The 17078-nt window shown below is 26.0% G+C and carries 13 protein-coding genes and 1 other annotated feature; of the genes, 5 read left to right on the forward strand and 8 right to left on the reverse strand.

Going from position 1 to position 17078, the window contains the following annotated elements:
- Positions 1-271 precede the first annotated feature (271 nt).
- The 5 genes from HMPREF1871_RS06215 to mgtA (HMPREF1871_RS05560) all read right to left on the reverse strand — a co-directional run bounded on the left by HMPREF1871_RS06215 (position 272) and on the right by mgtA (HMPREF1871_RS05560) (position 6844).
- Complete coding sequence (locus HMPREF1871_RS06215; RefSeq protein ID WP_157058081.1) at positions 272-433, reverse strand: hypothetical protein; 162 nt, start codon at positions 431-433, stop codon at positions 272-274.
- Positions 434-453: 20 nt separating this feature from the next.
- Positions 454-3231 (reverse strand): magnesium-translocating P-type ATPase, encoded by a 2778-nt coding sequence (mgtA, locus tag HMPREF1871_RS05545; protein WP_066131020.1) that lies wholly within the window; start codon positions 3229-3231, stop codon positions 454-456.
- 37 nt (positions 3232-3268) lie between these two features.
- Positions 3269-3580, reverse strand: a complete 312-nt coding sequence (locus HMPREF1871_RS06535; protein WP_066131025.1) for a DUF3784 domain-containing protein — start codon at positions 3578-3580, stop codon at positions 3269-3271.
- Positions 3581-3700: 120 nt separating this feature from the next.
- The gene (locus tag HMPREF1871_RS05555) at positions 3701-4177 is read right to left on the reverse strand and encodes a winged helix-turn-helix domain-containing protein (RefSeq protein WP_066131028.1); all 477 of its coding nucleotides are present in this window, start codon (positions 4175-4177) and stop codon (positions 3701-3703) included.
- A 12-nt stretch (positions 4178-4189) separates the two neighbouring features.
- Positions 4190-6844 carry a magnesium-translocating P-type ATPase gene (mgtA, locus tag HMPREF1871_RS05560; protein ID WP_066131031.1) on the reverse strand — a complete coding sequence of 885 codons (2655 nt, stop codon included), beginning with the start codon at positions 6842-6844 and terminating at the stop codon, positions 4190-4192.
- Positions 6845-7048: 204 nt separating this feature from the next.
- Positions 7049-7274 (forward strand) — a binding site (T-box leader).
- 108 nt (positions 7275-7382) lie between these two features.
- Here mgtA (HMPREF1871_RS05560) and HMPREF1871_RS05565 point away from each other — a divergent pair.
- Both HMPREF1871_RS05565 and argH read left to right on the forward strand, forming a co-directional pair.
- On the forward strand, positions 7383-8615 hold the full coding sequence (locus HMPREF1871_RS05565; protein WP_066131034.1) for an argininosuccinate synthase: 1233 nt from the start codon (positions 7383-7385) through the stop codon (positions 8613-8615).
- Positions 8615-9991, forward strand: coding sequence for an argininosuccinate lyase (gene argH, locus HMPREF1871_RS05570; RefSeq protein ID WP_157058082.1), 1377 nt, complete (start codon positions 8615-8617; stop codon positions 9989-9991). The genes HMPREF1871_RS05565 and argH overlap by 1 nt, the downstream gene beginning before the upstream one ends.
- Before the next feature lie 106 nt (positions 9992-10097).
- On the opposite strand, the gene nadE is transcribed toward argH, so the two are convergent.
- The 3 genes from nadE to HMPREF1871_RS05585 form a co-directional block, all read right to left on the reverse strand.
- Positions 10098-10919: an ammonia-dependent NAD(+) synthetase gene (nadE, locus tag HMPREF1871_RS05575; protein WP_066131040.1), complete on the reverse strand. Its 822-nt coding sequence runs from the start codon at positions 10917-10919 to the stop codon at positions 10098-10100.
- Between the two features lie 11 nt (positions 10920-10930).
- On the reverse strand, positions 10931-12373 hold the full coding sequence (locus tag HMPREF1871_RS05580; protein WP_066131043.1) for a nicotinate phosphoribosyltransferase: 1443 nt from the start codon (positions 12371-12373) through the stop codon (positions 10931-10933).
- Positions 12374-12871: 498 nt separating this feature from the next.
- Positions 12872-13768 carry a YitT family protein gene (locus tag HMPREF1871_RS05585; protein WP_066131045.1) on the reverse strand — a complete coding sequence of 299 codons (897 nt, stop codon included), beginning with the start codon at positions 13766-13768 and terminating at the stop codon, positions 12872-12874.
- Between the two features lie 231 nt (positions 13769-13999).
- Between HMPREF1871_RS05585 and pssA the strand changes: the two genes are divergently transcribed.
- The 3 genes from pssA (at position 14000) to rarD (ending at position 16878) form a co-directional block, all read left to right on the forward strand.
- A complete protein-coding gene (gene pssA / locus HMPREF1871_RS05590; protein ID WP_066131048.1) occupies positions 14000-14521 on the forward strand; it encodes a CDP-diacylglycerol--serine O-phosphatidyltransferase in 522 nt (173 codons plus the stop codon).
- Positions 14522-14589: 68 nt separating this feature from the next.
- Positions 14590-15834 (forward strand): peptidoglycan bridge formation glycyltransferase FemA/FemB family protein, encoded by a 1245-nt coding sequence (locus HMPREF1871_RS05595; protein WP_066131051.1) that lies wholly within the window; start codon positions 14590-14592, stop codon positions 15832-15834.
- Positions 15835-15999: 165 nt separating this feature from the next.
- The gene (gene rarD / locus HMPREF1871_RS05600) at positions 16000-16878 is read left to right on the forward strand and encodes an EamA family transporter RarD (protein WP_066131054.1); all 879 of its coding nucleotides are present in this window, start codon (positions 16000-16002) and stop codon (positions 16876-16878) included.
- Positions 16879-17078 lie beyond the last annotated feature (200 nt).

Below are 17078 nucleotides of genomic sequence, written 5' to 3' on the forward strand. Positions count from 1 at the left end.
CCTTTTTTTGTTTTGTCAAGATGTTTTTTTTATTTTTTTTTACTTTTCTTTGTTCGTTTTTTCGCTCCTTGGAAAAGTCTTTTATTAGTATATACTTTTAGACTTTGTTTGTCAATAAGTTTATTTATTTTTTTTGAAATTTCTCTTTTAAGTTCGACTTTTACCCTTACTTTAATGAGTTAATAGGCGATATATTATTATGATTTTTTAATTTTATTTCAAAAAATATGGATAACTTTTATTTTTTAGTTATCCATATTTTGATATTACTTTATGAATTTTTATTTACTTTTTTAGGTTTCAATGTCCAGCATATTAAATTTAGAATAATTGCTATTAATATAATTATTATAAGTGCTATGTAAAAATTTATGTCTATTCCTAATATTTTACTTTCTCCGATATATTTTACAATCCAGTTTTCTATATTCATAATATTTTTCTCCTTACTATTTATAATAATTCACCATAATGTCTTACATATGCTTTTTTTATGCTTGTAGCGAGTATCATATATAAAAGAATACATGGTATTAAATATGAAAAATACGAAGCTGGTAATGCTATAAATCCTAGAATTTCGCCTAGTTTTGTGAATGGTATTATTGTCAATATTCCTATTCCTAGCGTAGTTATCGCAGTAAGTGATGTTGAAGCTCTACTTTGTATAAATGGTATTTTAGGTGTTCTAATCATGTGTATCACAAAAATTTGGCTCCACATTGATTCTACAAACCAACCAGCTTGAAACATTGCTATATATGAAGCTTGAATTTTTATTAATTCTGCTCCGTGAAAATAGTTTGGTAAGTCATTATATAAAATTCCATTAGATACAAATAGTGGGCAAAAAATAAAGTACATAAATATGTATGTAGTAAAATCAAAAATAGAACTTGTAGGCCCTATCCATAACATAAATTTCCCTACAGATGAGGCGTCCCATTTTCTTGGTATTTTTAAAAATTCTTTATCTACATTATCCCAAGGTATTGCACTACATGATAAATCATAAATTAGATTAAGTAGTAATAATTGAATACTCATCATAGGTAAAAAAGGTAGTAGTGCTGAGGCTGCTAAAACTGAAAACATATTTCCAAAATTTGACGAAGCTGTCATTTTTATATACTTTATCATATTAGCATATGTTTTTCTTCCTTCTATTATACCTTTTTCTAATACCATTAAGTCTTTTTCTAATAATATTATATCTGCACTTTCTTTCGCTACATCAACTGCCGTATCTACAGAAATTCCTATATCCGCTGATTTCATAGCTTGAGCGTCGTTTATCCCATCCCCCATAAATCCTACGACATGGTTTGATTTTCTTAATATAGATACTATTCTTGATTTTTGCTTTGGAGTCAATTTTGCAAATACTTCTGTTTTTTCTGAAACATTTTCTAATGTTTCATCGTCCATTTTATCAATGTCTGACCCTAGTAACATATTTTTGACTTCTAGTCCTACTTGTCTACAAACAGTTCTTGTTACTTTTTCATTATCTCCTGTAAGTATTTTTGTTGATACTCCATATTCTTTTAATGCTTTTATTGCTTTTGATGTCGTTTCTTTTGGCGGATCTAAAAATGCAAGATATCCCATTAGCACCATGTTGCACTCATCTTTTTCATCAAATTCTCCCACAGGTGAGGGGTTACTTTTTTGGGCTAATGCTAAAACACGAAATCCTTTTTCATTTAGTTCTTCAACTGTTTTCAAAATACTTTTTTCTAATTCTTTTGTTTTTTCTAGCACTTCCCCATCAGATTCGACATAAGAACATATTGATAACATTTCTTCTACTGCACCTTTTGTTACCATTTGAGTTTTTCCTTTTTTATCTTCTACAACAGTAGTCAATCTTTTTCTGGTGAAATCAAAAGGTATTTCATCTATTTTTTTATAATTTTCTGATAAGTCTAATAGTGTTTTATTTTCTTCTTCCTCTTCTTCTGTTTTTTTTATTATTGCCAGATCCATTAAATTTTTATAACCTGTTTGAAAATAACTATTTAAATAAGCGTGTCTTAAAACTCTCGCATCATCTTCTCCATTTATGTTTAAATGATATTCTAAAGCTACTTTATCTTGAGTTATTGTCCCTGTTTTGTCTGTACATAATATATCAATAGCTCCGAAGTTTTGAATTGAATTTAAATTTTTAACGATAGTTTTCTTTTTACTCATAAAAACTGCTCCTTTAGCTAAGCAGGTTGTTACTATCATTGGCAACATTTCTGGAGTTAGACCTACACCTATTGAAATTCCAAATAAAAACGCAGATAGCCAGTTTCCTTTTGTCAATCCATTTATAAAAAATACTATTGGTACCATTACTCCCATAAATCTTATAAGTACCCAAGAAACTTCATTTACTCCTTTTGTAAAGCTTGTTTCTACAGCTTCTTTTGCTATTGCTTTGGTCATATTGCCAAAAAGAGTATTATCTCCAACACATACTACTACTGCTTTTGCTGTGCCAGATATTACATTACTTCCCATATATGCTATGTTTGTGTAATCTGTAATTGACGTTTTTACATCATTTAATTTAGATACTTTTTCTACTGGTTCACTTTCTCCAGTTATACTTGATTGGGTTATAAACAAATCTTTGGACTCTATTATCCTAATATCTGCCGGTATCATATCTCCTGCAGATAGATGAACTATATCTCCTACTACTAACTCATCTAATGGGATTTCTATTCGATTTTCTCCTTTTCTTGTTACTGTACAAGTTGTTGTTATCATAGATAAAAGTTTTTCTGCTGCATTCCCGCTTCTATTTTCTTGAATAAATCTAAGTGTTCCAGAAATAATTACCATTGTTAAAATTATAATTACTGTCAGTGCATCAAAGTCATCTGGTGTACTTGAAAATAAAGATAATAATGGAAATATCATATCAGTAAATGCAGACACTATGGCTAAGAAAAACAAAATACAAGTAAAGGGATTTATAAAGGCTTCAGCGAGCATTTTTATTAATGTTTTTTTCTTTTCTTTACTTACTTTGTTTATCCCATATTTCTCTTTAGATTTAGAAACATTTTCGCTATCTAATCCTATTAGATTGGTATTTAAATATTTTAACACTTCATTTATAGGCGTCATAGAAGCATATGTAATAATTTTGTTTCCTTCACTATTTAAATTTAAAGATTTTTGTTTTATTTTTTTATTATTGCTAAGAATTGAGTTTGTTTTTTTATTTTCCATAATATCCTCCTTTTATATATTAATAGAAAAGATTTTTTTATTTTTTATAATATCTTTTACTTTTCGATATAAATATGAGGTCAAATCCAGCAATTAAAAACCAAATTAATATTGCTAAAGAGAATTTTTTATTTGTAAATTCTATAAATAATCCTTTACAGACAAAAATTAATGAGCTTAATATTATAAGTTCGCCTATGTTTTGGCATAGTAATTTTATTTTTATTTTCTTTTTTTCTTCTGTATAAATATTTCTTAACATTAGCATATTTACATAGATTTTCCCTATAAAAAATAGTAATCCAAAAATCAGAAATAAAATGCCAAAAAAAAGGCTCAAGAGTTTCATAAATAATTCATAACTACCTCCTAAAATTTATTTTTAAACACTTATTATAGTATAAAAAAAACGCAAGAATTTTTGCATATACAAATACTTGCAATTTTCTTGCGATAAAGTAAGAAATTTTTAGATGTCGATAAATTTATAGCCTATACCCCAAATAGTTATGATGTATTTCGGTTTGTCTGGATATGGTTCAATTTTTTTTCTTATTTTTCTTATAAACGCCATAATATTACTATCGTCCATTATATACTCTCCCGTCCAAACAGCTTGATATATCTGTTCTTTTGTGAATACTTCTCCTTTGTTTTTTGCTAAGAAGAATAAAATATCAAATTCTTTTGGTGTTAAAAATATTTCTTCTCCATTTCTTTCTACTTTTCTTTTTTTCTCATTTATAATTATATCTCCACTTTTTATTGTTTTTTCATTCATTATCTCAAAATCAAATTCTTCATTATCAATTTCTAAAATAATTGTACTACATTGTTTATTTAATAATTTTTTCAGGCTTTCTTTAAAATCACATTCAGGAAGATTTTTTAATAAATGTTTTATTGTTTGAGTATCTAAATTTGAATAGTCTACTATTTTTTTCATTTTTAAAACCTCCTAAATTAATTTTTTTATTTTTTTTATATATACTACTTTTGCTACTGTTATTATTATTAAATAAAGTAAGACAATAAATATCAAAAATAAATAATAACTTACTGGCATTCTTGTAAGTCCCACTATTTTTCCTAAATAAGTTTGAGAAAATACAGTGAATAAAGTTATTCCTAAAACCATGGTTATTGTTACTATTTTTGCAGGTTTACTTTGTATAAATGGTATTTTTTTAGTTCTTAAAAGTTGAATTATTAATATTTGTGTCCATATAGATTCTAAAAACCAACCTGTTTGAAATAGTGATATGAAGTAGTTCATTTTTTCATAAGATAATTCATAAAAATTTATGTCTATTCCTATAATTATTGGACATAAGATAAAATATAAAAATAGAAAACTTATAAGATCAAATATAGAACTTATTAATCCAAAAAATAGCATAAATGAGCTTAAATTTTTCCCGGACCATTCTATTGGTTTAATTGTCATATCTTCATCCACATTATCCCACGGTAAAACAAGACAAAATACATCATATAATAAATTCAAAAGTAGTATTTGTATAGATGTCATAGGAAAAAAGGGTAAAAACAGACTTGCTAATACTATAGAAAATATATTCCCAAAATTAGATGATGCTGTGATTTTTATATATTTACTCATATTTATAAAAGCTTTTCTTCCTTCTAAAACTCCTTCTTCTAACACATTTAAGTCTTTTTTTAATAAAATCACATCGGCACTTTCTTTTATTGATTCTGTTGCGTTTTCTACAGAAATCCCCACATCTGCTTGTACCATCGCAAACAAATCATTCATCCCATCACCTAAAAAACCTACTGTATGTCCATTTTCTTTTAATATTTTTATTATTTTTTCTTTTTGTCTAGGAGTTAATTCTGAAAAAATACTTGTTTCTTCTACTAATATTGGTAAATCATTTTTACTTATAGTTTCTAATTTTTTCCCCGTTATATAATTTTGAGTATTAATGTCCAAACGATTGCAGATAGATTTTGTTACTAATGTCTGATCTCCTGTTAGAACTTTTACATTTATACTTAATTTTTTTAATTTTTCTATTGCGCTTTTTGCACTTTCTTTAGGAGCATCAAAAAATGTAATATATCCAATTAAAATATAATTATTTTCTTCTTTTAATAATAATTTTTTTTCTTTTGTTTTTTTATAAGCTACTGCTATTACTTTCATTCCATCTTCTAACATTTCATCTACAATATGATGGGCATTTTCTATTTTTTTATTATCTATGGGAAGAATTTTTTCCTTATATTCTATCTTGCTACATTTATTTATTACTTCATCTAAATTTCCTTTTATTATTATTAAGTTATCTTCTTCATTTTCTACCAAAATGCTAGAAAATTTTTTTTCATGATTAAATGGATAGTTATCTAGCATCTTATTTTTTTCTCTTAGTTTTTTATAATAATCTTTTTTAAAATCATAATCATCTATTTTTTTTAATGCTACGTCTATACTATTTTTAACTCCCATATTATAAAAACTATTTAAATAGGCATAGTCTAATGTTTTTTGACTTTCATTTCCTAATATATCTATATAATATTCTAAAATTATTTCGCTTCCTGTTAAAGTCCCCGTCTTATCAACACATAGTGTATCTATACTCCCAAAAGCTTCCATTGCATTTATATTTTTTACAATAGTTTTTTTCTTCTTCATAGAATAGCTACCTTTAGAAAGGCAAGCGTTAACGACCATTGGTAATAACTCTGGAGTTAAACCTACAGCTACAGAAAATGAAAATAAAAATGCTTCTAAAAAATTACCTTTAGTTAAAAAATTAGAAATAAAAACTATGGGTAATAATATAACCATAAATTTTATTAATACCCAAGAAATAGAATTTGCTCCTTTGCTAAATCCGTATTTTTTATGTAATTTTTCAAAGTCTATATTTCCATAAACACTATCTTTTGTTAAGGCTAATACTATTCCTTTACCTCGCCCTCCCGTAACTGTTGTTCCTTTAAATATTATATTTTTAAAATCTTCTAATTTTATCAATTCTTTCGTTAAAACTTTATTATTTTTTTCAAAAAATGAACTCTCACCAGAAAAAATCGCCTGTGAAACAAATAAATTATTAGCCTCTACTAACCTTATATCAGCAGGAACTTTATCTCCGGCTTCTACTTCTACCATATCTCCTATTACAAGCTCTGATGAAGGAATTTCTACCCATTTATTATTTCTTAGAGTTTTAACATTAGTGTTTACCATTTTTATCAATTTATCAGCTGTATTTTTAGCTTGTAATTCTTGAACAAGCCTAACTATCCCACTTATAAATAACATAAAGAATATAATATAAACTGTAATGTGATTTTTGTTATAAGCATTTGAAGATAATAACTCCGTTATTAAAGAAATAATTCCCAAAATAAATAAAACAACAGAAAATGGATTAATAAAAGCTCTTCTTATACAATACAAAAATGTTTCCTGAAATTTTCTTTTATGCTCATTATATCCATACCTATCTATACTCTCTTTTACCTCATCTTTATTATATCCACTACTTGAAATATTAAAATCTTTGTATAATTCATCTATATCTCTGCAAGCGTACTTTATTATTCTTTTATGAACAAAATTAATTATATTCATAAATATCAACTCTCCTATTTCTTTCTCTTCTTAATTTTATCATATATTATTTTTTTGAAAATAATTAAACAGTAATTTTTATATATTTTTTTAATTTTAAAATTTAATTTATCTAAAAATATATTAAAAATTTATTCTTATTTTTCCTTTTTCCCTTGACTAAATATATAAAAAGTTATATTATTATGTTAATTAAATTTTTAGTACAATGCTATGATAAGAAAAGTAAGTTAATTTGTCTTAAAGCGAGTCCTGTTTGATGTGAGAGGATAAGTATTAAATGAACTGAAACGTACCTTTGAGCATATGAATAAAAAATTCATACGTTTACTCACGTTATAGAGTTATAGTATAATGTAATATACTTACAGAGGTCTGTTTTGTGAAAAATAGATAAATTTGGGTGGTATCACGAGTTTTCGTCCCTTTATGGGTGAAAACTTTTTTTTATTTATTATATTCCATATTTAAAAGTTCTATATAAGCATTTACTGATTTAATTAAAATGAATTATTATTAAATAAAGGAGTTCATTATTATGGAAAAAGAATTTGAAATTTTAAAAAATGCAAAAAAAGTTGTTTTAGCTTATTCTGGAGGTCTTGATACTTCTATTATGGCTTGTTACTTAAAAGAACACGGAGTTAAGGAAGTAATATGTGTTTCTGGAGATTTAGGACAAGTAGAAGATGAAAAAGCTCTTGAAAAAAAAGCTCTAAAATCAGGAGCAAGTAAATTTTATAATGTTGATTTAAAAAAAGAATTTTTAGAATCATATGCATTCCCAACAATGAAAGCAGGAGCTAAATATGAAAACACATATTTACTTGGTACAGCTATTGCTCGTCCTCTTATCTCTAAAGCACTTGTTGAGGTTGCCAAAAAAGAAAATTGCGATATTATAGTTCATGGATGTACAGGAAAAGGTAATGACCAAATTCGTTTTGAAGTTTCAATAATGGCACTAGCACCTGAAATGAAAGTTCTTGCCCCTTGGAGATTTTGGTCAATTAAAGGAAGAAGCGAAGAAGAAGAATATGCCAAAAAACATGGCATAGAAGTAACAAAAAATGGGGAAAGTAAATACTCAGAAGACGAAAACATCTGGCACATATCACATGAAGGATTAGACCTTGAAGACCCTAAAAATGCACCTATACTAGATAAAGTATTAAAATGGGTTACTCCTCCAGAAAAATGTAAAGACAAAGCAGAACTTGTAACTATCGGATTTGAAAAAGGTAATCCTGTTAGCGTTAATGGAGAAAAATTAGACTCTGTAACTCTTCTTAAAAAACTTAATGAAATAGGTGGTAGAAACGGTGTCGGAATTGATGATATAGTTGAAAGTAGAATGGTAGGAATGAAATCACGTGGTCTATATGAAAACCCAGGAGCTAGTTTACTTTACTTTGCACATGAAAAACTTGAAACTGTAACAGTATATCCTGATACTTTGAAATATAAACACAAAATGGCACATGATTATGCTGACCTTGTTTATGGTGGAAAAATGCTTACTGAACTAAGAGTTGCTATGGACGCTTTTGTTAATGTAAGTCAAGAAAATGTAACAGGAGAAGTAACTTTAAAACTATATAAAGGTTCTATCTTCCCACATGGAATTAATGCCAAAAACTCATTATATAGAGATGACTATGCTTCATTTGAAAAAGATGATGTTTATGACCAATCTGATGCAACAGGATTTATTAATCTTTTTGGACTATCAACAAAAATATATGCAAAAGTAAAAGAGGAAAGTAAATAATGAAACTTTGGAGTGGAATGCTTTCAGGAAATTTAGACAAGAATGCTGAAGAATTTAATGCTTCAATAAAAATTGATAAAAGACTTGTTTTTGACGATATAAGAGGTTCTATAGCTCATGTTAAAATGTTAGCAAAAACAAAAATTCTTACAGAGATAGACAGTCAAAAAATTATAAATGGACTTGAAAAAATTTATAAAGATTTAAAAGAAAAAAAATATGAGATAGATTTATCATATGAAGATATTCATAGCTTCATAGAAGCAAAACTAATAGAAGAAATTGGTGAAGCAGGTAAAAAAATGCACACTGCAAGAAGTAGAAATGACCAAGTAACTACTGATTTCAAACTAAATTTAAGAGGCGAAACTAAAATTATTTTAGACCTTTTAAAAGAATATGTAGAAATTATTTTAGCTCTTGCAGAAAAAAATAAGGAAACTGTAATGCCAGGATATACCCATCTACAAGCAGCACAACCAATTACCTTTGCTCATCATATGTTATGTTATGCAAACATGGCACTTAGAGATATTGATAGAATAAAAGATTTTTATAAACGTTTAAACTTATCACCACTTGGTGCTTGTGCGTTAGCTGGAACAACTTATAAAATAGATAGAGAATTTACTGCTAAAGAATTAGATTTTGACGGAATTGTTCAAAATTCTATTGATGCAGTTAGTGATAGAGATTATGTTTTAGAAATGCATTCAGCCATAAGCCAAATATCAATTCACCTATCAAGACTAGCTGAAGAAATCGTAATTTGGTCAAGTCAGCCATTTAAATTTATAAATTTACATGATTCCTTTGTAACAGGTTCTTCTATAATGCCACAGAAAAAAAATCCAGATATGGCCGAACTTGTTAGAGGAAAAAGTGCAAAAATTATTGCTAATATGAACCAAGCTCATATTATGTTAAAAGGACTTTTCCTATCTTATTCCAAAGATTTACAAGAAGATAAAGAAGCACTTTTTGATAGCATAGATAATATAAAACTTAGTATAGAAGTTACTTCTGGTATGTTAAATACTTTAACAGTCAATAAGGAACGAATGTTTGATGAAGCCAAACATGGATTTATAAATGCAACCGATCTTGCTGACTACTTAGTAGGAAAAGGTGTTAGTTTCCGAGAAGCTCATCACATTTGTGCAAAAGTTGTTAATAAATGTATCCAAAAAAATATTGGATTAGAAGATTTATCGCTTCAAGAATATAAAGAACAATCTAACTTTTTTGACAAAGATCTATTTAATAAAATTAATTTATTAACTTGCGTACAAAATAGAAAATCAAAAGGAGGACCTTCTCCTATAGAAGTAACAAGACAAATTGATTTTATTAGAAATAAGCTAAAAAACTTATAATTATAATATATTTAAAATTAAATTTAATAATATGTTACTTATAAAAATAACAAAAAAAGATATTCTAAATTATTATTTAGAATATCTTTTTTTTATTATTTATTTATTAAACTTCAAAATCTGCTACTGAAAATGGCATATGTCTTTTGTGAGCAGTTTTTAAAAAACGATCCTCTATTATTTTTAAACTTTTTTCTTCTATGTTTTTTCCCTCTAGATAATCATCTATTTCATCATAAGTTACTCCTAAAGCTACTTCATCTGGTAGAGCTGGTTTCCCATCTTCTAAATCTGCAGTTGGAGTTTTTAAATATAGATGACTTGGGCAAGATAATTCTTTTAATAAAGATTTCCCTTGTCTTTTATTAAGTCCGAAAAGTGGAACAATGTCTGCTCCTCCATCACCAAATTTTGTGAAAAATCCTGTTATAGCTTCTGCAGCGTGATCTGTCCCTACAACAATACCTTTATTCATTGTAGCTATAGAATATTGTACTTTCATTCTTTCTCTTGCCTTTTCATTTCCTTTGGCAAAATCACTTATTTTCACTCCAGCATCAGCTAAACTTTTACAACTTGCATCTACTGCATTTTTAATATTTACAGTTAATACTTCATCTGGTTTAATAAATTTAATGGCATCTTGACAATCTTTTTCATCAAATTGTTCACCGTAAGGTAACCTAACTGCTATAAATTTATATTCCTTATCTCCTGATTTTTCTCTCAATTCTTTTATAGATTCTTGGCATAACTTACCACATAAAGTAGAATCTTGACCTCCAGAAATTCCAAGAACTAATGTTTTTAAAGAAGTCATTATTAGATATTCTTTTATAAATTTTTTTCTTCTTAAAATTTCTTCTTTAGGATCTATTTTAGATTTACATTTCAAATCTTTTATTATTTCTTGCTGTAAGTATTTCATAATTTCCTCTACTATTTTATTGATTCTTTTATTTTTTTAAGTATTTGTTTTCTATTTAACCAACATTTTTCACTTAAATCTACTGGATAAAATTCTGGATTTAATAGTCTTTTATATTCTTTCCAGAATAATTTTTTTCTATTTATACAATATTGTTTACTTTCTTTTACACTAGGTATTTTATAAACAAGTTTTCCATCTATAAATATATCTTTTTGAATATCTACAGCTTCAAAATTTTTAACTTCTTTTGTTAGATAAGTGTGAGTTGGGTGAAATAGGAATATTGATGGATAATTTTTTACATCTTCCTCTTCTAATGCTATAAGATCTCCTGCGGCTTTTCCTGTATCTTTATTTATTATTCTATAAACTTTTTTTATCCCTGGCATTGTAAGTTTTCCTGGATTATCTGATATTTTTAATCTGTCTACCATTTTCCCATTTTCATCTTCTAAGCAAGAAAGTTTATACACTGCTCCTAATGCTGGAGTTGGATATGCTGTTATCAATTTTGTTCCAATACCCCATGAATCAACTTTTGCTCCTTGTTGTTTCAAATCTGATATAGTATCTTCATCTAAATCATTCGATGCAACTATCAAAGCATCTTTATATCCTGCATCATCTAACATTTTTCTTGCTTTTTTTGATAAATATGCTATATCTCCTGAGTCAAGACGTATACCTCTAAAATTAATTTTATCTCCTAATTCTTTTGCTACTTTTATAGCTTTAGGTATCCCAAGTCTTAATGTGTCATATGTGTCTACTAAGAAAAAGCAATCTTTGTGTGTTGCCGCATATTTTTTAAATGCTATTTCTTCATCTTGATATGCTTGGACAAATGAATGTGAATGTGTTCCACTACATGGTATATCAAACATTTTTGCTGCTTTTACATTACTTGTAGCTTCAAAGCCACCTATAACTGCTGCTCTAGTCCCCCATATTGCCGCATCAAATTCATGTGCACGTCTTGTTCCAAATTCCATACATACTTCATTTGGACAGATATGTTTTATTCTTGATGCTTTAGTAGCTATCAAGGTTTGATAATTCACAGCATTTAGTATAGCTGTTTCTATTATTTGTGCCTGTATTAGTGGAGCTTCTATTCTGACTAATGGTTCATTTGCAAATACAATTTCTCCTTCTACAACAGAACGGATACTACCTGTAAATTTGAAATCTTTTAAATAATCTAAAAATGCATCAGAATACCCTAGTTTTTTTAAAAACTCTAAATCTTCTTTTGTAAATCTTAGATTTTTTATATAGTCAATTATTCTTTCTAATCCACTAAATACTGCATAACCGCCATTAAATGGTGCTTTTCTGAAATACACATCAAAATATGATTTTCTTTCATGTATTTTATCATTAAAATAAACATAAGCCATATTTATTTGATATAAGTCAGTGTGCAAAGCGTAATCATCGTGTTTGTTCATTTTTTTAGCTTCCTTTATTTTTATTGATTTTTATTTTACCATACTTTATAATTTCTGAAAACATTTAAAATTTTTGAATATCTTAATTTTTACATATATTTTTAAAAGCCTTTTCATTTTTAAATTATAAAATATTTATAAAATATTTTTTCAATTATTTTTGTTTTTTCTTGTGTTATAGTTTTTTACACCTAAAGTTATATGACAAAAATATTAAAATATAATTTTTAAAAATACCTTGTTTAAAGCAGTCTTTTTTTGTTTTCTGCTTACTTATCTTTTATTTTTAAAAATGAGTTTCATTTTTATTTTCTGTTTAATTTTAAAAAATATCTAAATGAATTAAAAATAAAAATAATCTTCTTTTTATTTTATGTAATAGAATAATCTTTATATTTTTATATATTTTATTTAAAAAAAATAAAAATTGTTACTAAATTTAAGTATTTTTCCTCTTTAACTTTCGCAGTTATTTTAAATTTAGCAACAATTTATTTTTTAAATTCTTTTTTTCTTAGGTTTAAAACTAAATCCTTCACCTAATATATCATGAACATCATTTATTGTTACAAATGCTCTTTCATCTATACTATAAATAATTTCTTTGATTTCTTTAATTTCTTTTAATGATATTGCACAATATCCTATTTTTATGTCCTTTTTACTATAAGAACCTTCACCTTTTAAATAAGTCATTCCTCTATCCATTTTGGTGCTTATTTCTTTTGAAATTTCTTCTATTTTTGGTGATATTATCATGACAGCTTTTCCTGATAAGCCACCTTCTAAAATATAATCTAATACTTTTGTAAATACATAAATATAAATAGTTGTATATAAAATAGGTGGTAACTCTTTTATTACAAGAAGTGTTCCTATTATAATTATTGCATCCATGATTTGAATAGCTCTTCCTATTGGAATTTTATAAAATCTATTCATCATAATTGCTAATATATCTATTCCTCCTGTACTTCCTCCATTAGAAAAAGTAAGAGAAAGACCACTCCCAGCCATAAGGCCTCCAAATAATGCTGCTAAAAATCTATCTCCCCCAAGATCTATCGGAACTCTTACAACTTCAAAAAAACCTACCCAACCACTTATCATTAAAATCCCATAAATCGTGTATAGCATAGTTCTTTTATCTAAAAATTTATATCCTATAATCAAAAGTGGTATATTAACAAGTAAATTACACATAGAAGCTGGAACATTAAACAAATAGTGTAAAAGTAAAGCTATTCCTGCTCCTCCTCCTTCTGCCATCTTACTTGGTATTATTAGATGAGTAAAACTAAAACCATATACTGCACATCCCAAAGATATTAGAATTAATTCTTTTATTAATTTTTTATAGTTTTTCTTTTTTGAATTTAATTTATTTTTTTGCATAATCACTCCTATATTTAATATATATTCCCTTCAAGCTTTATTATAACATTTAGTTATTTAAAAACAATATTATTTTTTTAGACTTTAGCTTATTTTTGTAGTATAATTAATATATTAATTTTTAGAATATTTGTATAATAAAAAATGTATTCATTTTTTTTAAAATGATTTATTATAATATATTCTTAATAATACATAATATAGTGTATTCATTTAATAAGGAGTGAGAAAATGAATAAAAATATGATTCCAAATTTCCTTACACTAAGTAATGGAATTTGTGGATTTTTAGCAATAATACTAGCCGCTAATAAATTTTTTACATATGCTAGTATATTTATAATATTATCTGTTTTGGCAGATCGTTATGATGGCATAGTTGCTAGAAAATTGAATGTTGACGGTCCATTAGGTAAAGAACTCGATTCTATTTGCGATGTTATAAGCTTTGGAGCAGCTCCTTCATTTCTAGTTTTTACTAAAGTACAAAGCGAAAGTAATTTTTTTGTGCTAACCATAATAACTTTAGTTTTTTGTGCAATTTATGTTGCCTGTGGGGCATATAGATTGGCACGTTTTAATATTACAACTATGGTTGATGGTTATTATCAGGGAGTGCCTATAACCACTTGTGGACTGGGACTTGCTATATTATCATTAGAATTTGTAAAACTTCCTAATATAGCTTTAATTATTTTAACAGCTATTTTTGGATACTTAATGGTAAGTAAGATAAAAATAAAAAAAATATAACGTTAGCTTGCTAACGTTTTTTATTTGATATAAATAATTATTTTTCATTTTAAATATAAAGGAGACTTATGATTTTTACAGAAATAACTTATGAAGAATTAGAAAAGCATCAAAAAGAAGATAATAGTAGATATTTTTTCCCACAAGGAAGTACATATAAAAAATTAGCAAATAAAAATAATATAAAATCTAAAATACTCGCAGTCAAAGAAAATAACAAAATAATAGCCTATTCTACATTTATTTATTATAGATACAAAAAATTCTTTTATAAAGCTACAACTCAGTTTGGACCTATAATGGACTATAACAATGATAAACTTGTTGATTTTTATTTTAAAAAATTAAAAGAATATTTCAAAAAAGATTTTAGAGTAATCTCTGTTAGAGTAAATCCATTTTTGAATGAAAAACTCTTTTCTGATATAGAGGAAACTGGTGAAAATAGTATAGCTACTTCAGTAAGAAAACATCTTGAAAATAATTCATTTAAACCTATGAATGAAGATTTATTCACAAATCCTACATTAGCTACAAGATGTGTTTTTAGTAAAGAACTAACTAATATAACTAAAGAAAATATTTTAAAAAATATTTCTCAAATAGCTAGATACACAATAAATAGAACAGCTAAAGAAGGAGTCTTAGTTAGAGAAATAGATATTTTTAATGAAGCTGATGCAAAAATTTTCGATGATATAAACAAAGATACAGAAAAAAGAATAAACTTTGAAGTAAGAGATATTGATTACTTTAAAACATTAAAATCTGTTTATAAATATGACCTTATTTTAGCTATTTCTTATATAGATTGTGATAAATTTGTAAACAATACAATTGCTACTATAAGTAATTTAGAAAATGAAAAAAATAATCTTCTTGAAAAATTAAAAGAAGGAAAAGTTAATACTAAAAAGACTAACAATAAAATAAAAGAACTTGATGAAAATATTTCAATTTGGAAAAATAAAATAGCAAAAATCAAAAAACTGAAAAGAGATGAAGGAAATATCATTAATCTTTCTTGTGCTAGTTTTATAAAAAGTAAACAAGACTTTATATATTTTTCTAGTGGAGCGTATAAAAAATTCTCACGCTATGAAGGTCCCTATGCTGTTCTTTTTGCAATGATGAAATATGCTATAGAAAATAAATATAAATATTTCAACTTTTATGGAACTAATAAAGATTTTTCTGAAAAATCAAGTGATTACGGCGTGCTACAATTCAAACGTAATTTCAATGGTAATGTTGAATGGTTTATGGATAATTATGAACTAAGAAATAATTTAGGAAAATATATTTCTTGGTAAAAAAATATTATATTCGTATTTTAAAAAATAAGTTTTTAAAAACTTGTTTTTTTTTATTCTCTTATTATCCTTTTGTATTTACTTTTTATAACTTTAAACCTATAATTATTTTTAAGTATTTTTATTATAAAATTTTTTGCTTTCATTAAATTAAGGAGGTTTATTATGAAAAAAGGAATACTTTATATTTTAAGTTGCTATCTTTTATGGGGAGTTCTTCCTATTTTCTGGAAAATGCTACAGTCCCTTAATCCCATATATGTTTTAGCATCTAGAATTTTTTGGTCCTTAATTTTTTGTTTAATAATAATTTTATTATCTAACCAAACTTCTATTCTTTGGAAGTTTTTAAAAAATAAACGAGAAATGATTTTTTTATTTTTTTCATCTATTTTCATAACGATTAACTGGGGATTATATATTTATGCTGTTGTTAGTGGTCATATTGTTGAGGGAAGCTTAGCATATTTTTTAAGCCCACTAATATCTGTTTTACTTGGGTTCTTTTTTTATGGAGAAAAACTTGATAAAAGTAAAGTAATAGCTATTATTTTTGCTTTTATAGGAGTCTTAATACCTATAATTTATTATGGAAAAATTCCACTTATATCACTATCAATAGCTTTTTCTTTTTCTATTTATGGAGCTTTGAAAAAAAATGTTAAATCATCTAGTATAATTTCTGTCTTTATAGAAACTCTTTATGTTACTCCTATAGCAATATTTATTATTATTTTCTTTGAAAAAAATAGTTTGGGAGCTTTAAATATTTTTTCAAAATTAGAGCTTATCTTAATTCCTTTAACTGGTGTTTTAACAGCAATTCCTCAACTGCTTTTTGCCAAAGGAATTAAACTTGCTCCCCTTTCTTTGAGTGGTATTTTAATGTATATAAATCCTTTTATGCAATTTTTACTTGGAATTTTAATTTACAAAGAACAATTTTCTAAAATTGATTTACTTACTTTTATTTTTATTTGGATAGCTTTAATAATTTATATAAAAAGTGTCTTAGTTAACAATAAAAATATTGATAAAATATAATTTATAAAAAACCTAATATTATAATAAGTTCCTTCTAAAAATTTTTGAACTACTTATTAAAATATCAGGTTTTTTTTATTTTAATCAAAATTAGCTATACTAATTTTTCAAAACTTCTTTATACTAAAACTACACTACCTTTATATTTAGAGTCAATGAAGTTTTTAGTGTCATCAGATTTTAATGCTTCTATCAATTTT

Source organism: Gemelliphila asaccharolytica (assembly GCF_001553005.1).
GTDB lineage: Bacteria > Bacillota > Bacilli > Staphylococcales > Gemellaceae > Gemelliphila > Gemelliphila asaccharolytica.